The following is a 19,906-nucleotide window of genomic DNA, read 5'->3' as shown; positions in this document are numbered from 1 at the left end:
TACCACCTGATCCCATTCCGAACTCAGAAGTGAAACACATTAGCGGCGATGGTAGTTTGGGGTTTCCCCATGCGAGAGTAGCACATTGCCAGACTCCCATTCTAAGAAAGGGCTAACCGAAAGGTTGGCCCTTTTTTTATGTTCGAAATTTACTTTATATTTTTCGGTATTAAACTAAAGGCTAATACCAGTCTGATTTTAAGTTGTTGTATACTCGCCATTTATTTAGGTACAAGGTTGTAACTGTGCGAAAAAGTCGACTTGCTTTAGTCTTTAGTTTTATATTTTTTACTAGTAGCGTTTCCGCAAATCTTATTCAGTGGGATGCGTTTGAAGTTGGCGATGAGCTGGCGGTTAAGGACGAATCAACAGGCTTGATTTGGCTCGATTTAGCTCTTACGGCAAATGTACATTTTAGACAGTCTGGCACAATGTTCGACGGTTGGAGTTACGCAAGTTATGTGCATGTTGAATCTTTATTAGAAGACATATTTTTTGATATAAATATTTCGGGCGTTAATGGTGAGCAATATTTATTTGAACAAAACTGCGCTAATTCCACTAATTGTTTTAGTACGTCACAAACATGGCAGCAGTTATTTGGTTCGATTGAAGGCGCTAGATATTACCAAACCCATTCATATGGGCTTTATGAAGATGAACAAGGTGTTTTACGCGTTGGAGGTAGTTATTTAAATGGCTCAGGCAGTGCAAATCGTTATGGTGTTGACTTTAACGTTGACTACTCAACTAATTATGAAGAAAAATTCAATAACAATGAATTTTATAACGTTGGTACTTTTTTAATTAAAAATGACTCTTTACCTGCCAGTCTTCTGCAATTTTCGCCCACTCAAGTATCAGTCAATGAACCTACCAATACATTTGTCCTGGCGCTCGCTTCAGTCATGCTTTGGAGGAGAAGGCGTAAGCGATTGATTTAATTTCTATTTAATAGTGAAAATTATTGGCTAGAAATCATCAAACCTTGAATTAGACCTTAGCAGCTGGCAGACAAAGCAATTGAACGCTCAGAAAATGTGTTTCTATGTTGAGATGCTAAAGGTAGCGAAATAAGTCTGCGTGTTTTAAGAAGGTGTTAATAAACGATCCAATGAATTATTTAAGCACCTAATTCGCCTTGTTACGTTTCCGCCCGTACTCAAAGACTGTTTATCAAGTCTGGTTAATACCTTCAGAGAAGCTTATATTGCTTAACGCTTTAATTAACGTCATAGTTTGGCTGATACGAAAATAATCAAACTGAGATTGTGAAGAGGAGCTAAATTGGATAGCAAGATTTTTGAACCTGGATATTATACAGACCAAGACTTACAAAACGTTGGATTTAAATCATTAGGGAAAAACGTCGCTATCTCTAAAAACTGTACGATCTTGGGCATTCCTAATATTTCCATAGGTAATAATGTAAGAATAGACAGTTATTGTTCGATCTTTGCGACAGGTAGTGGCTACTTAACCTTAGGTTCCTATATACACATTGGTGGATACTCGGCGTTGTCAGCTGGTAGCGGTATAGTTATGGAAGATTTTAGTGGCTTGTCTCAAGGAGTCAAAATATATAGTAGAACAGATGATTACTCTGGTAAGTGCTTGACGAACCCAACTGTACCGCAACAATATACGGGCGTCGATGAGGGGAAAGTTAGCCTTGGTAAACATGTTATAGTAGGTGCAGGAAGTGTCATTTTACCTGGTACCACTATTGGTGAGGGCGCATCGGTAGGTGCTATGTCTTTAGTCACTAAAGATTTAGATGATTGGAATGTATATTTTGGTTCACCTGCTAAAAAATTAAAACGACGCTCTAAGGAATTACTCCTCCTTGAGGAGCAATTAATAGCGAACAGAGAAAACACATAGTACGATTGCACTAAGTGTTGTATTGGCTCAATATTAACGAAAAATAATAAGAAAAAGAAAATGCCTGCTTCTGCACTTGCAAGAAATTCTTTGCTCACATTAATAGCGAATATTTCTTTGGCTTTTAGTAACTGGTTTATATTAGTTGTTATTGCCAAGAACTTTGATGGGACACAATTAGGTCAATTTGTTTTAGCTTTGTCTATTACTTCGCCTTTGTTTCTATTTGCCAGCTTTAAAGTTAGAACGCTAGTAATTGTAGACAAATATTGGCGTTTCAAGCTTGAGGAATACGCCAACGCGCGATTGTTAGCAAATACCAGTGTCACTGTACTTTTAGCACTTATTGCGATCTCTACTTTAAAGTTTCACATCAGCCTGATATTGATAGTTGTTGTATATAAATGGTTCGATACTTGGTCTGAATTTTGTCACAGTTACATGCGTAGAGTTGACGCTTATCGAACCGCTTGCGTATCACTCACGGCACGTTCACTTTTAACTATTGCAAGTGTAGTGTTAGTGACTTTTACATCTTCCAACTTTGAATACATGTTAATTTGTTGGTGTGCAATTGCTGGTATTTTTGCGGCATTTGATACGCTTAAAATATATCAATTAAGCAACTCATGTGAGACGAAGCCGCTGTCTGCCTCGTTGATATTTTCCGCAGAATCGGTAAAACGCTCACTGCAACTGTATAAGGAGTATTTTACAGTTGCAGTGGCTTTAATGATTAGTGCGTTATTTGTGCACCTTCCCAATTTTTTATTAACTTATCAACTTGGAGTTGTTCAAGCTGGGCAATTTGCCACTATTAGTTATTTTCTCGTAGCGGGCGGAATATTAATCAATAGCTTATCTCAGGCAGCGACTCCACAACTAGTCAACCTTCATAAATCTCAAAATCAAACTGCATTTGTGTCCTTAGTTGTTAAGTTGTGCGGAATGGGAGTGGCCATAGGATTAGCTGGCGTGATTGTGGCGTATTTTTGGGGAGAGTATTTTTTAACTCTTTTTTATAATAGTGATATCGGCAAACATGCTGATGTACTTATTTGGGTGATGGCGGCAGCAGCGATTCGATATATTTATATCTTTATTGGTACTTCATACGCATCGCTGCAGTTATTCCAAATTCAAACAAAAATTTACGCGGTTGGATTAGTTGTTATGTTTTTCTGCTGTCTTTTATTGATCGAGTCAAATGGTTTAGTAGGTGCTGCCCAGGCAATGTTTGCGGCTACTGTTTGTGAGTTGGTGTTATTTGCATTGTTAACCAAGAATCAATACAGGAGAGTGTTTGAAGTTTCGGTGAGTTCAACATGACTGTCAAAGTATTGCATGTATTTGGCACCATGAATCGAGGTGGTGCTGAAATAAGAACCGTCAGCTTGATGGGAGATTTAGCCCAAAAAGGCGTCATGTTTGATTATTGTGCGCTAAGCGGAAAGCGCGGTGTGCTAGATGAAGATATTAAGGCGTTAGGAGGTAATGTTTTCTTTTGCAAGTTAGATTTGATGTTTGTCTTTCGTTTTATTCTACTTGCTAAGCAATACGATGTCGTTCATTCACATGTTGCTTACGTGTCAGGTTTTATAATATTGCTGGCTAAAATAGCGAGGGTCAAAATTCGTATTGCTCATTTTCGAAATACGACAGACGGGGTTAACCCTTCGATCTTTAGGAGATTCCGCAATTCACTGTTAGGTTTTTTAATTAACACTTGTTCGACTCATATTTTGGGAGTTTGTAGAGGTGCTCTCGCTGGTTTCATGGGACCTAATTGGGAACAAAATAGTAAATGTCAGGTAGTTTATAATGGTTTCGAATTAATATCGCCTGCGCGAAAGCCTGACCTTTGGAAAGACTATATCCCTAATTTTGAACATCAAAAAATTATCATTAATGTAGGGCGTGTGGATCGCCAAAAGAATCATATACGCCAGTTAGAAATATTTAACGAGTTACATCAGCTAGATAAAGAGTGTCACTTATTTCTGATAGGCAAAGAAAACACTGAATTGAAAGTAACGCTCCGAACATTCATAGAAAACCATAATCTAAACGACGTTGTTCATTTTTTAGGTTTGCAATCTGATGTTCCTTCGTTATTGGTGAACGCTGATGTTATGTTGTTTCCTTCACTGTGGGAAGGTTTGCCAGGAGCTGTTATCGAAGCGTTAAGTTTGGGTGTGCCTGTTGTTGCTTCATCCTTGCCAGGAGTTTTGGAAATAGCTGAATCCATAGACGGAATTGTTCCATTGAACTTATCTGAAGATAATCAGCGTTGGGCTCAAGAAATCGTCGGGTTACTAAATCATCGCCCTGTTAAAGAGCAGCTTATTGAATCGTTCAAACGTAGTCCGTTTTTATTGAAACAGAATGTAGAGCAATTGCACATTGTTTATACGAGCTGACAATAACTTAGTCAAAATATTTGGTATATGGGCAATATTGTTGATCGGCGCATGGAGTTTTGCTGCCTACTTTAATGTATTTGATGCACCAAGAGAAAAGTTAGAGCTTCTAACCGCACTAAACTGGATTGTGCTGTCATTTATACTTTCGATATCACTACCGAAGGGAATATGGTCTATTAGTTTCATATTTTTTACTGCGTTGTGTGTCTTTCATACAGGCTTAGTCTTGGCTAATTCAGTTGGCGGAATTACAGACGAAGACCTCCATTATGTGATTCGTAATTGGTTTTATACGCGGCAAACAAATAATGCGATTCATTTAGTTAATATTGCATTAATCGGTTACGCATTGGCGGTGATTGCATTTTCAAAACCAGTTGCGTTCCGAGAAACAGAGGCCGGAACTGAAAAGTTTCAGAAGCGCTTATTTCACATTGGTGGCGCACTTCTAACGTTTTTTGTTTTTATTTTTTTAGCGATTATTTTTAGCACCGGAATGTATCAGTCGTATTTTGCATACCTTACGATTATGAGTGAGTTGCCATTAATAAGTATGTTGATTTTTTATACCTACTTATTTATCGGGATAGCGTTAGTTTTAGTATCGGTAACATACCAATCAGGTTATTCAATTTTGTATTTTTTAGTGTTTGGTGTTTTTGCGGTAATAGCATTCAAAACCGGACTACGCGGCGAGGTCATGTTCCCAACAGCAGTAGCTGGCTGTATGCTGGGTAAAAAGGGCGTACCTATAAAAACTCATACATTAGTGGTTTTAATGGTTCTTTTCCTTATCGCTACAGGTATTGTTAAAAATGCCAGAGTATCAGGAGATTATGGTGGTCAGGGAATGTCTGTGAACCCTTTGAATGCAGTTGCTGAAATGGGAGGTAGCCTAAGACCATTGCAGGAAGTGATTTTATGGCGAGAGAGTGGGTTCGAGTTGTTAAATGGTACAAGTTATTGGGCTCCTTTCGAACGTCAGTTGGCATTGTTTATCCCTCAACTTGAGCGGGTAGATGCACTAGAGGATGATCGTTTACTGAATGTTGTGGTTCAGCAACGGGTTGGTCCGATTGGTTTTTCACCTATTGCTGAAGCCTATATTAATTTTGGAGAGGCAGGGGTCTTTTTTGTGTTTTTTGCTACGGGTGGTCTTATGGCTTTTCTGGATAGTCGCAAGTCGACGGTGAAATCTGACATTATCCAAGGGGTACTCTTAGTGCCTCTATTTGTTATGGTGAGAAATGCGTTTACGCAAGTGCCTGTGCAAATTGTCATTGGATGGTTAGTCGTTGCTTTACTTTTTTACATTGCTTATCGAAAAAAAGATACGCAAAACCATTTTGCTGAAAAGTTTGAGAGTCGTTGATGGAAGTTGATATTGTAATTGAACAGCGGTTCTATCGTTGTGAAAATGGTTACTTTTGGACCGATAACGCTTTTTCATATGAGTTTTGGAAAAGGTATCTAGTGTCATTTTCTCGTGTAAATATCGTCGCTAGAGTTAAGCAAGTTAATGCAGTGCCTAAGGTTTGGAAAAGAGTCGACGGCAGAAACGTTGGGTTTGTGAGTCTTCCCCATTATATTGGCCCAGTTGGATTTATTAAAACGTTGCCAAGTCTTGTTTCAACACTACGTTCTAGAGGTGCAAAGCATAGGAAAGTGATATGCAGGATCCCCAGTATTTTATCAGCGATGTACCTGTGGTTCAGCAAGCCTCAAGTCAGTGTGTATGGGGCAGAGGTAGTTGGCGATCCTGCAGATATGTTTGATAAAGGTGCCAGTCAAAGCCCCTTACGACCCTTTTATAAATGGTTGTTTGTTCGTTTGCTGAAAAAGCAATGCCATGATGCATATGCGATTTCTTACGTCACACAATTTAGCTTGCAAAAACGCTACCCCCCTAATCCAAATAGTTTTGATACTCACTATTCTTCAATACAGCTTTACCCAGAAGATTTTATTGAGCGCAGTATTTACCCTTTCGAAGATCCCTTGCGCTTGGTTTGTGTGGGCACACTATCGCAACCTTATAAAGGCTGTGACCTAATGCTTAACGCTATCGCCGAGCTAAATAAGAAAAACATCCAGACGTCTTTAACATGGATTGGAGGCGGTGCCTTACTCACCGAAATGATGGAAATGGCTGTTCATTTGGGTATCGATGGCCAGGTAAGTTTTATGGGGAACGTATCGAATCGAGAAGATATTCGAGATAGTTTGGATAAATCTGATGTTTTTGTACTTCCTTCGAGGCAAGAAGGCTTACCAAGGGCGTTAATCGAAGCGATGGCACGTTCTTTAGTGTGCATCGCAACAGATGTTGGTGGCGTAAAAGAACTCATTGATGACGCCTATATTGTCCCAAAGGATAACATAGGCCAGTTAGTATCTTGTTTGCGAACAGTACAACAACTTACTGAAGACGCTCGTCTAAAAATATCCTATGCAAATTATACGAAGTCACAGCAATACAGTGACAGTGTCCTTATGCAAAGACGTAAATCGTTATTTGAAACCTTGATCGGAAGCTAACCTAATGAAAGTTTTACATTTATTGAAAACCTCTATTGGTGCTAGCTGGGCATTGAGGCAAACCAGAGAATTAGTGGCGTTAGGGGTAGAAGTGCATGTTGCATTACCTGATGGTCCACTGGTCGCTGAATATCAGAAAGCTGGCGTACATACCCATATCATTGATGTAATATTTGAGGTGAAACGTCCATGGCGTAATATTAAAAAATCTAAACAATTGAAAAAATTGGTTGAGGAAATTAATCCGGATATTGTGCATAGCCATTTTGTGGCGACAACATTTTTGATGCGAGTAGCGTTACGTAAAACTCTGGTACCTCGAGTATTTCAAGTTCCTGGTCCTTTGCATTTGGAACACTGGCTGTATAAACGAATTGAGATAATTTTAGGTAATAAATATGATTATTGGCTAGCCTCGTGCCAGTGGACGCAAGATGAATACCAACGTTGTGGAATCGAACCTAGTCGTACTGGCCTTGCTTATTACGGTGTTAATGAGGAAGACTTTAAAGTAGATGACAATGAAAAAATAGATTTACGAAATGTGTGTCAACTCGAAGCTGAAGATTATCTTGTGGGAATGGTGGCCTATTTTTATGCTCCTAAAGCTTACCTAGGACAAAAACGAGGTTTAAAAGGCCATGAAGATTTTATTGATGCCGTCGCAATCGTAAGGAAAAAATACCCAGCAGTGAAGGCCGTGATTATTGGTGGTCCTTGGGGTGGAGCCCAATCGTATTTTGATGGGGTTAAGCAATACGCGCAGGAACGGCTCGGCGATGCCTGTGTGTTTCTTGGTATTCGTAAGGATGTGCCTTTGCTTTACCCTCAACTTAATTTGGCGGTACATCCTTCTCATTCAGAAAATGTTGGTGCAGCCGCCGAATCGATGTATTCCAAAGTTTCGACTTTATCAAGTGATGTAGGTGGTTTTCCTGATTTAGTCATTGATGGCGAAACGGGTTATATGGCGCCAGCTAAAAGTCCAGAAGCTCTCGCTGCAAAAATTATCGAAGCCTATCTTAACGAAGCGGAACAACAGCGTAGGGTGGAGAATGCTTATCAAAAGGTAAAAACACTGTTAAACGTTAAACAAAATGTGTTGGACGTTAATCGTTTTTACGAGCATGTATTGAAACAGCAAAGGGCCAGCTAGTATGTTTTTGAAACGTATTTTCGATTTTACAGTGGCACTATTTGCTTTGCTGGTTTTTTCTCCGATTTTACTCATAGCTATGTTACTGGTTAAAGTTAAAATCGGTAGCCCGGTTTTGTTTAAGCAAACTAGACCCGGTTTACATGGTCGGCCATTTGAAATGTTGAAGCTGTGTACAATGAGTAATGAAACAGATGAAAATGGAGTGTTATTGCCTGACGCAGAAAGGCTTCATGCATTTGGTAAATTGCTTCGTTCGACCAGTATTGACGAGTTACCAGGTTTGATAAATGTACTCAAAGGAAATATGAGTTTAGTGGGTCCCAGACCATTGAGAATGGAGTATTTGCCACTTTATACTAAGGAGCAAAATAGGCGACATCAAGTTTTGCCCGGTATAACCGGTTGGGCTCAGGTGAATGGACGCAATGCTATCAGTTGGGAAGACAAGTTTACTCTTGATGTTTGGTATGTTGATAACTGGTCTTTCTGGTTAGATATTAAGATTCTATTTAAAACAGTATACAAAGTTGTCGCTAGAGAAGATGTTTCTGCTGAAAACGAAGTCACTATGGGTTGGTTCGAAGGCTCAAAAAAAGAATAGGCGAAAAAATGAATAATAAAAAAATAGCAGTATATGGTGCCGGTGGATTTTCTCGAGAAGTTGCTTGGTTAATTGAATGTGCTCACGGAAGTGAAGCAGTAACCTGTTTTGTTGACGACAATAAGTCTCAAAGTGCCCTAAAGGGGATTCCGGTTCTTACTTATGACGAGGTACTGGAACGTCATCCAGATATAGAGATTGCTATAGCCATAGGCGCACCAGCAACACGAAAACTAGTTGCTAAGAAGTGTTCAAGTTCAGGTTTTCAATTTGCTCAATTAATCGACCCTAAAGCTTCAATGTCTTCGTCAGTCGATATTTCTGACGGGGCGATAATTTGTAACGGTTCTATTTTAACCGTAGATATTAATCTTGCTGAACATGTGCATATTAATCTCGATTGCACTATTGGCCACGATGTTAAAATTGGTGCCTACTCCACGTTATCACCGGGTGTGCATGTATCTGGGAATGTACATATAGGTGAGGAAGTTTATATAGGTACTGGTGCCACCATTATTAATGGCAATGAAGACGAGCCACTGATTATTGCTGATAGGACTGTGATTGGCGCAGGAGCTTGCGTAACCAAATCAACGGAAGCAGGTTGTTTATATGCGGGGTTGCCCGCTGTTTTAAAGAAACGATACTGATAAGCGGAAAATGTCGTAAAACGACTTATGCATATTGTGCAAATATAGAATACCCAATAAAAATAATAATAAGTGAGGCAACACAATGTTAAATGGCCCTTTTTCACCTTGGCCTGATTTCGACGCAGCAGAAAAGCAAGCTGTGTTAGAAGTGCTAGATTCAAATAAAGTTAATTACTGGACTGGCCAAAAAGGCAGAGAGTTTGAAAAACAATTTGCCGCGTATTTTGATGCTAAATACGCCGTAGCCGTCTCCAACGGTACGGTAGCATTAGATTTAGCTTGGCAGGCATTAGACTTACCAAAAGGCAGTGAAGTAGTAGTCACGTCGCGGACTTTTATTGCATCAATATCTTCTATAGTACTAGCAGGTTTAACTCCCGTGTTTGCAGATGTTGAACTTGATAATCAAAACATTAGTGCCGAAACAATCAAACCTCATATAACTGACAATACCTCCGCTATTTTGTGCGTGCATCTTGCCGGTTGGCCTTGTGAAATGGACGATATTGTTGCGTTAGCCAAGGTACATGGATTATTTGTGGTCGAAGATTGCGCACAGGCACATGGAGCCAAGTATAAAGGCAAACACGTGGGTAGCTTAGGGGATATTGCTGCTTGGTCATTCTGCCAAGACAAAATCATGACCACTGCCGGCGAAGGTGGCATGGTGACAACCAATAACAAATTGTTTTGGGAAAAGGTGTGGTCGTTCAAAGACCACGGTAAGTCTTGGAGTGCCATTTATGAAAAACAGCATCCTCCGGGTTTTCGATGGTTGCATGAATCTTTTGGTACCAACTGGCGCATGACCGAATTACAGTCTGTGGTGGGCCTAAAACAATTAGAGAAAATGCCTAATTGGACTGAGAAACGACGCAAGTACTCGCAGCAAATATTTGCTACCGCCAAACGTTTTGCTGCGTTGCGTGTGCCTGAAGTGCCTAGCCACATAGAACATGCTTATTACAAATGTTATGTTTTTGTGGAGCCTCAAAATCTAAATGTTGGGTGGGATAGAGACAGAATTATCGCTGAATTTGTTGACTCTGAAGTGCCGTGCTTTTCTGGCTCGTGCTCGGAAGTGTATAATGAAAAAGCGTTTGAGAACACCAATTACCGACCTAAAACGCCCCTATGCAACGCCGTTGAATTAGGTGCGACTTCATTGATGTTCCTAGTCCATCCTACATTACAGCAAGCTGAAATTGATAAATGTTGTAAAGTACTGTCGCAAATAATGTCCAGTGCGTCCAAAGAGGTCACTCAGTAATGCAGTTTAACCAATTGTTTGATCTCAGTTCAAACAATAAACTTGGCATCGCAGTATTATGGGATGTGATGGCGCTGACAGTGGCGACTATCGTTGCTTTCTGGATTAGGCTAGGCATAGCAAGCTGGAATTTTTCCAATGCTGATGCTGTGGTGATCATACTCAACGTTGCTTTCTCGTTGATTCTACTATCACTGTTTGGTCACTATCGACAAATGATCCGTTATATTGGTCGACTAGCAATATTGAAAGCATTGTTGGTATTGTTGTTATCAGCGCTGTTTTTACTCGCGTCTAGATTGGTTTTTGACATTATGATGCCAGTTTCTGTGCCTATTATTTATTGGTCGCTAGCGTCAATTTTAGTGATCGCTCCTCGATTTTTAATCCAAGCGTCAGCTCAGTCTCAGAATTATAAAATGCGTGAGAAATGTTTGATCTTTGGAGCAGCAGAAGCTGGGCGTTCGTTAGTGCAAACGTTAAAAATAGGCAACGACCTACAGCCGATTGCGTTTATCGATGATAAAAAACAGTATCACAACAAACAAATACTGGGTTTGCCCGTTGGGCGTCGCGAAGATATTCCCCTCTATATAGAGCGGTTTGGTGTCACTAAGATGTTATTGGCTGTACACAATACTTCAGCTGACCGCAGAAAAGAGTTAATAGTCGAGTTGGAACCCTACGCCATAGAATTATTGAGTATCCCCAATATTCAAGATTTGCTTTCGGGTAAAAGTAAAATTGATGAACTACGAGAAATTCGTATTGAAGAATTGTTGGGTAGAGAGCCTGTTCCTCCTATCACTCAATTGCTGGATATCAATATACGTGGCAAAAATGTCATGGTTACTGGTGCCGGTGGATCCATAGGCAGTGAATTGTGCAGGCAAATAGTTAAATCTGGGCCTACTAAATTGGTGCTGTTTGAATTATCAGAATTCAATTTGTACCAAATAGAGAATGAGTTAAAACAGCACTATTTTGATATTCCTATGGTGACCGTGCTTTCTAGTATTCAGGATACTGAAGTGTTAAGAAGCGTCATAGATAAACACAAAATACAAACGATTTATCATGCCGCTGCATACAAACATGTGCCTATGGTTGAGTCGAATCCGCTAGCGGGGATCCGCAATAATGTATTTGGTACATCTAATGTGGCTTTAGTGGCTGCCGAATATGACGTAGAGAAATTTGTTTTGATTTCTACAGATAAGGCAGTCAGACCAACTAACATAATGGGGGCGACAAAGCGTTTCGCTGAACTTTATATTCAGGGGATTGCGGAACTGGGTTCGAATACCGAATATTCAATTGTACGATTTGGCAATGTGTTAGGTTCGTCTGGCTCAGTGGTTCCATTATTTACCAAACAAATTAAGGCGGGTGGCCCGATCACCGTCACTCACCCAGATATAACCCGCTTTTTTATGACGATTCCCGAGGCGGCGCAATTAGTCATTCAAGCCGGAGCCATGGGTAGTAAAGGTGAGGTATTTGTTTTAGATATGGGTGAGTCGGTAAAAATTGTGGATTTGGCGAGTAAAATGGCACACCTTATGGGTCATAGTCTAAAAACACCGCAAACACCACATGGCGATATTGAGTTAGAGTTTTCGGGTTTGCGACCCGGCGAAAAGTTATTTGAAGAGTTATTAATTGATGACGCAGATACCACTACGGAACACCCGAGGATTATGGGAGCCGACGAGACCAAATTGCCCTTTGAAGATGTCATTTTATTATTTGATGAGTTAAATAGGTTGTTGCTAGAACATAATGCTGCAGGCGCAAAAGCTCTTCTATGCAAAGCTCCTCTTGCCTATACGCCTGCAGTGCATTAAACGAATTCTTATGTATTCATAATCTAGGCCGATATTGGTAGTTTGATATGTGTCTTTACGTTGTAGTTAATTCAAGTGGTCCGAATGAAAGTAAATATCTTTATCGTTGTTTTATATGGTTTTATATCGCTGATTTCACCGGTAGTTGCTGCCGTTGACGAGACTACTATTAATCCTGATGCTGACAAGTTGGTTATTAACAGTTCTATTGGATACCTAGACAATTATCATCCGCATCTAAATGATGGAATAAGTGCCAATGCTTTCTCTTTGGGTTTAGCTGGAAAATTGGTATCTATGCATGAGAGTGCGTGGTTACAGGCAACTTATTCTGCTGCCCATACCCAATTCAAACCAGATGAAACTGAAATGGAGCTGGAAGATAAGTTTAATCAATACAATATACAATTGTTAAGCAGATTTTTTGTCAGTAATAAATGGTATCTTGATCTTCAAGGAGGTCACCAAAAAGCAGACTATTTATTGGGTAGCGATATTGCCAAATTTCGCCCTGCTACAACAATTGGAGACAGTGTAAGTAGAAATGAATTGGCCGCTTCGGTTGTTTATGGTGGTCGTAATAATAATTCAGATAGTCGGGCTACGAAACGATTTCTAAAGTTCGCCATTTCTCACTTAGATCAGGATTACGAGGACAATAACCCTTATTCGAATTTATTTGATTTAACACGAGATACAGCAGAGTTAGGGCTTAATTTTAAAGTATCAGAGATTACGCAGTTTGAAACCAGTTTCCAGTTTGAAAAAGTAGACTTTGTGGATGACTCACAACTTGATAGTGATGTCTATCGATTGCTGTTAGGGTTCCAGTGGCAAGGTACAGGGCAAACACACTTAAAATTGTTAGTGGGCGGCTACAAACGAGTTTATCAATCAATGTCGGACAGACAAGGATTTCTCGCTGAGTTGGATACTGAATATGCGCCGTTAGACTATTTAACTATCTCACTAAAAGGTTCTCAAACCAGCACGACTGGGGATATCCAAGGTTCCCTTGATACTGTAACTAAAGGGGTCAAACTCGCTATTAATTATTACTATAGAGACCACATCAGATTTACTGTTAACGGGCACGTTAATCATACCGAGTTTGAGCAAGTAACAGAGCAACGGAGCAGTGACGATAGTGCAGTAGGGATAGTCGCAGAATTGCTATTCAATGATCATTCATCTATTAGCCTTGGTATGGCAAAAGAGTCGTTAGAATATGATTTGCTGGGCTTAGATTATGTACAAAATAAGGTTGAGTTAAGTTGTCGTTACGCGTTCTAATCATCACAATTCTTTTTTCTCTGGTTTCAATGCAACTTCCAGCAGCGCAAGAGCAATTTGTGATTGGGGTTGGAGATAGAATAATGGTGACAGTATACAACGAACCCGATCTCACAGTGAGGGCTAGGATAGACAAATCTGGGATCGTGAATTTCCCTTTGTTAGGTCAGGTATCTGTTTCAAATAAAACGCCAAAAGAACTAGCAAGCTTCCTTGAGCAACAACTCTTAGACGGATACATGGTGAAACCTTTGGTTTCAGTACTAATTGAGGAGTATCGCCCTTTTTACATTAACGGAGAAGTTCGTTCCCCAGGAGGTTATCCATTTTCCCTTGAGTTGACAGTTGACCAAGCCATTGCGATTGCGGGTGGCCTTAAAGATAGAGCGTCTAGTTCTGATTGGTACATTATTCGCGGGGAAGATAAAACCAAACTTCAGGTTCAAAAAGACACCAAAATATTGCCAGGTGACATTATCACTATCAAATCGAGCTTATTTTAAATATGCGTAAGTCTAGCAGTGATTCTGGTGGCTTTGATCTGACTGATCTTCTAGGATTTTTGTGGCAGAAAAAAATTCGTATTATTGTGACCATCGCTTTATTAACCGTTTTGGGGACAAGCTACGTACAAAAGCAACCTAAAGTTTATTCGGCCAGTAGTACTTTATTATTCTCACAAGATTCCGACACCTTTTCTATTAGTAGTAATTTTAACCCGTTGTCTAGTAAAGGTAACAACAAAATAGACACTTACATTGAGTTAATACGGTCAAGACAATTTGCATTAGAAATAGTGCAAAAGCTGCAATTACAAAAAAGAGAAGAGTTTAAAAAAATTGTCTTAGATGGCACCAGAGTAGAAGACGTTCAAAACGCAATCAGTAAGCTATTAAAACACCTACAATTATCCAAAGTCTCCAATACCGACATGCTCAAAGTCACTTACGAGTCAACGTTAGCTTACACCGCTGCAGAAGTGGTGAACGCTGTTGGCCCGTCTTTTTTTGAATACCAAATACAAGCTCAAAAGAAAAAATCTGATGAAACCTCGCAATGGTTAGATGGGCAGTTACTTTCTTTAAGTAGCCAATTAGAAAGTGCGCAATCTGAGTTAGAGCAATTTATGCAGGCAAACGGTTTGATTGACTTAAAGAGTCAAGTTGAGTTGGCCAAAGCTGAGATAGCAAAGTTAATTGAACATAGATTAACGGCAGAAAAAATGCTGTCGAGTGCTGCAGCCAGTATGTCGCAGATTAACGCGGCACAAGGCGAAGTTGATTCTTTGCTGCAAGTACCGGTTATGATGAGTGATGTATTGATCAGAAACTTAAGTGCTGAACTATTCAAAAAGCAACTTGAGCTACAGGCAGTATCAAAACGTTACAAATATAAACACCATCGATTTATTGCCGCGCAGGTGGCAGTTGATGCACAACAAGAGAATCTTGAGAAAACCTTAAATAAAGTGGTAGTGAGTTTCAAACAAGAATATGAGGCGATTAAGCAACGATTCAAGGAAGTGGAAAGTCAACTAGCCAAAGCTAAAAGTAAGCATGCGGAATTGGGTGCCCATGAGTTTAAATTGGCATCTTTAGTACGTAAAACCGAAGCTACACAAAAGCTCTACGATGTGTTTTTGTCTCGTTTACAGGAAACTGAGATATTACAGGACTTAGGTTCAGGGAATGATTTCTCTGTAGTGGATTTTGCACAGGTTCCCACCAATCATATTAAACCCAGAGTTTTTCTAGGTGCGTCCTTTTCTCTTATCTTATCGACTATTTTTAGTGTGGGGTTTTGGTTACTCATTTACTTGGTAGCCGATAAAAAAACCCGATTCATTTCTTTGTTACGCAACCATGGTATCGCGCTGTTAGGAGAATTGCCTAAACCAGCAAAAACTAAAACTTCAACTGATAGTAAAATGTTATCAAAAGCAAAAGCACCCTCAAAGGCAGAGGTTATATATTCTGAATGTGTCAGAGCGTTACGTTCAGACTTAATGGTTCGCTCTGATGATTCCCCAATAAGGACGTTGGTGTTGGCTAGCGTACAGTTTGGTAAAAAGCGCTCAAAATTGGCGATTGAATTAGCTAAGTCTTTTGCGAGCTTAGAGAAGTCAATTATTGTTGATGCTAACTTGCGGCAGCCCCAGATTGGTATTGAGTATGGTTTGGATCAATTGACGCCAGGTTTAACACACTTTATTAGCCGCAGAAGTTCGTTTAGCGATGCTACTTTTCGGGAAAAAGACAGTCAACTGTCGCTGATGCCTAGCGGTTCAATTCCTAGTGACCCTTTGGTGTATTTGACCAAACCACGTTTTGGTGAATTTATCAAAAGGCTAGGCGTTTTGTTTGAACGAGTTGTAATAGAAACGCCTCCTGTTAACGACTTTGGTGACGCATTGGTGCTATCCAAGATGGTTGATGGTGTGATTTTATTATGTGATCTTGAAGTCACCGAGAGTGCAGATTTACTTGAAGCTATTCAACGTTTACAGGATTCTGGATCACCTCTGCTTGGAGTGGTGTTTGAAAATGCTAAAAATATCAAAAGTAAGATGCCGATCCGCAAAGGTGGCAGAAACGTAGTGAAAAAGGTTATTAACACTTAGCCCATCACTTAGTGAATATATTTTTTGGTATTCACCTTTATCTTGATTAGAATAGAGGCAAATTTATATAGGTTTTTTGTGTGTATTCTTTAGCTTCCCATCATTCTTTTGGTTTCACATCTTTCGCTCAATCATTTTTAACTGTTAATTCGTCAGATGATTTGCATACTCAGCTCACGAATTTAACTGACTCTCGCTATTATTTATTGGGTGAAGGTAGCAACACTATTTTTACAGAAAACTACCAAGGTACGATAATTAAACCTGCATTTATGGGAATAACCCTTGAGGATAACGACACTCACTATTTAGTTAAAGTAGGTGCCGGTGAAAATTGGCACAAGCTAGTGATGTGGTGCATGCAGCATAAAATTTATGGCTTAGAAAACTTGGCACTGATTCCCGGTTCAGTGGGCGCTGCACCTATTCAAAATATTGGTGCCTATGGTGTCGAGATTGAGCAATTTATTCATCAAGTCGAATACTATGATCTTCAGCAAAAACAATACCAAAGCTTAAGGGCAATAGATTGTGAGTTTGGCTATCGTGACAGTGTGTTTAAAACACGTTTAGCGGGCAAAGTGATGATTACCAGCGTGACATTAGTCATTCCTAAAAAATGGAAGGGGGTGACTCACTACGGTGAGTTAAAACAGTTATCTACACCTAGTGCCACAGACATCTTTAACAAGGTAGTAGAAGTGCGCCAAAGTAAATTGCCAGATCCCGCTAAAATCGGTAATGCTGGTAGTTTTTTCAAAAACCCTATCATTACTAAAGCATTATTTGAGCAACTGCAGCGAACTTGGGCCGCTATTCCAAGTTATCCAGTGAATACAGATAAGGTAAAAATCCCTGCTGCTTGGTTGATCGATCAGCTGGGATTCAAAGGGAGAAGAGTAGGAGGAATAGGTTGTCATCCTAACCATGCTTTAGTGCTAACCAATGATGGTTCTGGTACCGGAGAACAACTATTAGAGCTTGCTCGTGATATTCAACTAGCAGTGTCACAAGAGTTTTCAATTAGGTTGGAAAATGAAGTGAGATTAATTGGCAACAAAGGGCCCGTATTTTTATGAGTAAATCTTCAGAATTAGTGCGTGGTAATTTACTTGCTATTTTAGCGGATAATTCTTTTCATTCAGGAGAAGCCTTAGGAGCAACGTTAGGCATAAGTCGCGCAGCTATTTCCAATCACATCAAAGTGCTGAGCTCCTTAGGTTTAGATATCTTTAGTGTTACGGGTAAGGGTTATAGTTTAGCCCAACCTCTGAGCTTATTAAGAGTAAGCGAAATTAATAAGCATCTGGCTACTAGCCACGAGATTGAAGTGGAAGTGTTGAATGTCATTGATTCGACTAATCAATATCTAAAAGATAAATCGGGCCAGATTAAGAACGGACATACATGTCTCGCTGAAGCGCAAACTGCGGGAAGGGGACGTCATGGTCGCAAATGGGTCTCGCCGTATGCTGCGAGCCTTTATTTGTCGATGCATTGGTCTTTTGCTGGTGGTTATTCAGTATTAGGCGGCTTGAGTTTAGCGATTGGCGTCGCGATTGTAGACGCGCTAAATCAGTGTGGTGTGCATGGCCTGCAATTAAAATGGCCAAATGACATTTATGCGCAAGGTAAAAAACTAGCGGGTATTTTGATCGAAGTAGAAGGCCAAATTGGCAGTAAATGCCAAGCGATAATTGGAATCGGCTTAAATGTAGCATTGCCAAAAGATACGCAAGAAATAGGTCAACCTTGGATAGATCTATCACAACTCAATGACACCTTAATTGACCGCAATGTTTTAGCCGGTAAATTGATAAGGGAGCTGACTAAGAGCTTATCTTTGTTTGAAAACAATGGATTAGAACCTTTCGTCAAAAAGTGGCGAGATTTAGATATATATGCCAATCAAGCCATTAAGTTAATTGTCGGTCAAAATACTATAACAGGCATAGGAAGAGGCATAGACACCAATGGTGCGATTGTGTTGGAAACAGAGCAGGGACTTAAGGCCTACCATGGAGGCGAAATAAGTGTCCGAGCGATTTAAAGCACTTTTAGTGGATATTGGTAACACACAAATTAAATATGCGTTGGTAAATGAAGTAGCGGATATCTCAGACGTAAAAAGTTGCCAACAGATAAAGGAATTAGATGGATATATTGATTCAGCTTACCAAGTCATAGTTTCCAGTGTAGGTCATACAAGTCAAGTGACACAATTACATAGCCTATGTGTACGTTACGATAGACCATTCAAGCAGATACATACCCAAGCTAACACTCTAGGGATAGAGTGTGCCTATGAAAAGTTCCAAACGTTGGGGGTGGATAGATGGCTAGCTATTTTAGCGGCCCGTGCTATCACGCCGCTACCAATAGCCGTATTGGATTTAGGTACAGCAAATACCTGTGACATTGTGTTAGAGAATAAGCACCTTGGTGGTTGGATTAGTCCAGGTTTTTCTGTGATGCGCGAAAGTCTAATTAAAAACACGCAAAAGGTCTTTGCCAATTCTAATATGCCAGAAAAATTAGGCATTGGAGATACCACCGAAGATTGTGTGAGTTTTGGGTGTTTAGCTTCGCAAACAGGATTTGTGATGATGGCACAACAATATATGAGTCGTTCCCACAATGATTATAGAATTTTAGTGACAGGGGGAGCTCAAAAATCACTCAATTTACCAAGTGATCAAAAAATATTATATTTCCCTAATTTAGTTTTAAGGGGGCTTTTTCGCTTAATTTAGGTTTGGTATCGAATTTTAGGGAGTAAAATTAGGTTTGTAACGGGTGAAAAGCGTCCATTCAGTTGCAAATTTAAACAAACAGCATAAAAAAAACAATTTTTTATAAATTCCCTCTTGCACGACCCCAATCATTACTCTAATATGCGCTCCCACTTGATGCAGTGCCGACTTAGCTCAGTTGGTAGAGCAACTGACTTGTAATCAGTAGGTCACCAGTTCGACTCCGGTAGTCGGCACCATCAATCTGGAGGGGTACCCAAGCGGTCAACGGGATCAGACTGTAAATCTGACGGCTCAGCCTTCGCAGGTTCGAATCCTGCCCCCTCCACCACTTTTTACTTGATATGTAAGAGAGTAGATTGTGCGGACGTCGTATAGTGGTAATACCTTAGCCTTCCAAGCTAATGCTGCGAGTTCGATTCTCGCCGTCCGCTCCACTTTTTTGTGACATGCTGATATGGCTCAGTTGGTAGAGCGCACCCTTGGTAAGGGTGAGGTCGGCAGTTCGAATCTGCCTATCAGCACCACTTAAACTCTCCCCATTTCAATTAAATAAGTTTTTTAATGTATATTTGCTGAGGAATAGACAATGGCAAAAGCAAAGTTTGAACGTACTAAACCGCATGTAAACGTCGGTACTATCGGCCACGTTGACCACGGTAAAACAACATTAACAGCAGCAATCACAACTGTATTGGCAAAAACTTACGGTGGTGCTGCTTCAGCATTCGATCAAATCGATAATGCACCAGAAGAGCGTGAGCGTGGTATTACTATCTCGACTTCTCACGTTGAATATGACACACCAACTCGTCACTACGCCCACGTAGATTGTCCTGGTCACGCCGATTATGTTAAAAAC

Annotated in this window: 18 protein-coding genes, 4 tRNA genes and 1 rRNA gene; all 23 read left to right on the top strand. The window is 40.1% G+C overall.

What is annotated here, in order from left to right; translation table 11 throughout:
- Window positions 1-94: ribosomal RNA gene (rrf, locus tag ABJK37_RS13210) — 5S ribosomal RNA — on the top strand; the annotation flags it as partial.
- 151 nt (window positions 95-245) lie between these two features.
- Window positions 246-944, top strand: coding sequence for a hypothetical protein (locus ABJK37_RS13205; RefSeq protein WP_348354507.1), 699 nt, complete (start codon window positions 246-248; stop codon window positions 942-944).
- Window positions 945-1,287: 343 nt separating this feature from the next.
- A complete protein-coding gene (locus ABJK37_RS13200; protein ID WP_348354504.1) occupies window positions 1,288-1,884 on the top strand; it encodes an acyltransferase in 597 nt (198 codons plus the stop codon).
- Between the two features lie 60 nt (window positions 1,885-1,944).
- Window positions 1,945-3,213: a polysaccharide biosynthesis protein gene (locus ABJK37_RS13195; protein ID WP_348354502.1), complete on the top strand. Its 1,269-nt coding sequence runs from the start codon at window positions 1,945-1,947 to the stop codon at window positions 3,211-3,213.
- Window positions 3,210-4,304, top strand: a complete 1,095-nt coding sequence (locus ABJK37_RS13190) for a glycosyltransferase (RefSeq protein WP_348354499.1) — start codon at window positions 3,210-3,212, stop codon at window positions 4,302-4,304. Before ABJK37_RS13195 ends, ABJK37_RS13190 begins: the two co-directional genes overlap by 4 nt.
- Entirely contained in the window at window positions 4,288-5,679 is a 1,392-nt protein-coding gene (wzy, locus tag ABJK37_RS13185; protein WP_348354496.1) for an O-antigen polysaccharide polymerase Wzy, read from the top strand. The genes ABJK37_RS13190 and wzy overlap by 17 nt, the downstream gene beginning before the upstream one ends.
- Complete coding sequence (locus tag ABJK37_RS13180; protein ID WP_348354493.1) at window positions 5,679-6,845, top strand: glycosyltransferase; 1,167 nt, start codon at window positions 5,679-5,681, stop codon at window positions 6,843-6,845. The genes wzy and ABJK37_RS13180 overlap by 1 nt, the downstream gene beginning before the upstream one ends.
- 4 nt (window positions 6,846-6,849) lie before the next feature.
- Entirely contained in the window at window positions 6,850-8,001 is a 1,152-nt protein-coding gene (locus ABJK37_RS13175; protein WP_348354490.1) for a glycosyltransferase, read from the top strand.
- Between the two features lie 7 nt (window positions 8,002-8,008).
- Window positions 8,009-8,605, top strand: a complete 597-nt coding sequence (locus tag ABJK37_RS13170) for a sugar transferase (RefSeq protein WP_348354510.1) — start codon at window positions 8,009-8,011, stop codon at window positions 8,603-8,605.
- Window positions 8,606-8,613: 8 nt separating this feature from the next.
- Window positions 8,614-9,258 carry an acetyltransferase gene (locus ABJK37_RS13165; protein ID WP_348354487.1) on the top strand — a complete coding sequence of 215 codons (645 nt, stop codon included), beginning with the start codon at window positions 8,614-8,616 and terminating at the stop codon, window positions 9,256-9,258.
- Window positions 9,259-9,343: 85 nt separating this feature from the next.
- Window positions 9,344-10,531: a DegT/DnrJ/EryC1/StrS aminotransferase family protein gene (locus tag ABJK37_RS13160; protein WP_348354484.1), complete on the top strand. Its 1,188-nt coding sequence runs from the start codon at window positions 9,344-9,346 to the stop codon at window positions 10,529-10,531.
- Window positions 10,531-12,378 (top strand): nucleoside-diphosphate sugar epimerase/dehydratase, encoded by a 1,848-nt coding sequence (locus ABJK37_RS13155; protein ID WP_348354481.1) that lies wholly within the window; start codon window positions 10,531-10,533, stop codon window positions 12,376-12,378. The genes ABJK37_RS13160 and ABJK37_RS13155 overlap by 1 nt, the downstream gene beginning before the upstream one ends.
- 84 nt (window positions 12,379-12,462) lie before the next feature.
- Window positions 12,463-13,671 carry a hypothetical protein gene (locus tag ABJK37_RS13150; RefSeq protein ID WP_348354478.1) on the top strand — a complete coding sequence of 403 codons (1,209 nt, stop codon included), beginning with the start codon at window positions 12,463-12,465 and terminating at the stop codon, window positions 13,669-13,671.
- 29 nt (window positions 13,672-13,700) lie between these two features.
- Window positions 13,701-14,174, top strand: coding sequence for a polysaccharide biosynthesis/export family protein (locus ABJK37_RS13145; protein ID WP_348354475.1), 474 nt, complete (start codon window positions 13,701-13,703; stop codon window positions 14,172-14,174).
- 2 nt (window positions 14,175-14,176) lie between these two features.
- Window positions 14,177-16,291 carry a polysaccharide biosynthesis tyrosine autokinase gene (locus tag ABJK37_RS13140; protein ID WP_348354472.1) on the top strand — a complete coding sequence of 705 codons (2,115 nt, stop codon included), beginning with the start codon at window positions 14,177-14,179 and terminating at the stop codon, window positions 16,289-16,291.
- Between the two features lie 80 nt (window positions 16,292-16,371).
- A complete protein-coding gene (murB, locus tag ABJK37_RS13135; RefSeq protein ID WP_348354469.1) occupies window positions 16,372-17,370 on the top strand; it encodes a UDP-N-acetylmuramate dehydrogenase in 999 nt (332 codons plus the stop codon).
- Window positions 17,367-18,341: a bifunctional biotin--[acetyl-CoA-carboxylase] ligase/biotin operon repressor BirA gene (gene birA, locus ABJK37_RS13130; RefSeq protein ID WP_348354466.1), complete on the top strand. Its 975-nt coding sequence runs from the start codon at window positions 17,367-17,369 to the stop codon at window positions 18,339-18,341. The genes murB and birA overlap by 4 nt, the downstream gene beginning before the upstream one ends.
- Window positions 18,325-19,044 carry a type III pantothenate kinase gene (locus tag ABJK37_RS13125; protein ID WP_348354463.1) on the top strand — a complete coding sequence of 240 codons (720 nt, stop codon included), beginning with the start codon at window positions 18,325-18,327 and terminating at the stop codon, window positions 19,042-19,044. Before birA ends, ABJK37_RS13125 begins: the two co-directional genes overlap by 17 nt.
- Before the next feature lie 163 nt (window positions 19,045-19,207).
- A tRNA-Thr gene (locus ABJK37_RS13120) sits at window positions 19,208-19,283 on the top strand.
- Window positions 19,284-19,290: 7 nt separating this feature from the next.
- Window positions 19,291-19,375, top strand: a tRNA-Tyr gene (locus tag ABJK37_RS13115).
- A 32-nt stretch (window positions 19,376-19,407) separates the two neighbouring features.
- Window positions 19,408-19,481: transfer RNA gene (locus ABJK37_RS13110), tRNA-Gly, on the top strand.
- Window positions 19,482-19,495: 14 nt separating this feature from the next.
- Window positions 19,496-19,571: transfer RNA gene (locus tag ABJK37_RS13105), tRNA-Thr, on the top strand.
- A gap of 62 nt (window positions 19,572-19,633) precedes the next feature.
- Window positions 19,634-19,906: GTP-binding protein (locus ABJK37_RS13100; RefSeq protein WP_348351659.1), on the top strand; the 273-nt coding region annotated here is incomplete at its 3' end.

Source organism: Paraglaciecola sp., from assembly GCF_039964565.1.
In the GTDB taxonomy this organism is placed as follows: Bacteria; Pseudomonadota; Gammaproteobacteria; order Enterobacterales; family Alteromonadaceae; genus Paraglaciecola.
Note: the sequence above shows the minus strand (reverse complement) of the source record. Positions and strands in the feature narration are given on the sequence as shown.

Coding starts and splice junctions, on each gene's coding strand:
- ABJK37_RS13155 (WP_348354481.1), top strand. CDS start 10,531: ATGCAGTTTAACCAATTGTTTGATCTCAGTTCAAACAATAAACTTGGC.
- ABJK37_RS13190 (WP_348354499.1), top strand. CDS start 3,210: ATGACTGTCAAAGTATTGCATGTATTTGGCACCATGAATCGAGGTGGT.
- ABJK37_RS13150 (WP_348354478.1), top strand. CDS start 12,463: ATGAAAGTAAATATCTTTATCGTTGTTTTATATGGTTTTATATCGCTG.
- birA (WP_348354466.1), top strand. CDS start 17,367: ATGAGTAAATCTTCAGAATTAGTGCGTGGTAATTTACTTGCTATTTTA.
- ABJK37_RS13175 (WP_348354490.1), top strand. CDS start 6,850: ATGAAAGTTTTACATTTATTGAAAACCTCTATTGGTGCTAGCTGGGCA.
- ABJK37_RS13195 (WP_348354502.1), top strand. CDS start 1,945: ATGCCTGCTTCTGCACTTGCAAGAAATTCTTTGCTCACATTAATAGCG.
- ABJK37_RS13140 (WP_348354472.1), top strand. CDS start 14,177: ATGCGTAAGTCTAGCAGTGATTCTGGTGGCTTTGATCTGACTGATCTT.
- ABJK37_RS13180 (WP_348354493.1), top strand. CDS start 5,679: ATGGAAGTTGATATTGTAATTGAACAGCGGTTCTATCGTTGTGAAAAT.
- ABJK37_RS13165 (WP_348354487.1), top strand. CDS start 8,614: ATGAATAATAAAAAAATAGCAGTATATGGTGCCGGTGGATTTTCTCGA.
- ABJK37_RS13145 (WP_348354475.1), top strand. CDS start 13,701: ATGCAACTTCCAGCAGCGCAAGAGCAATTTGTGATTGGGGTTGGAGAT.
- ABJK37_RS13160 (WP_348354484.1), top strand. CDS start 9,344: ATGTTAAATGGCCCTTTTTCACCTTGGCCTGATTTCGACGCAGCAGAA.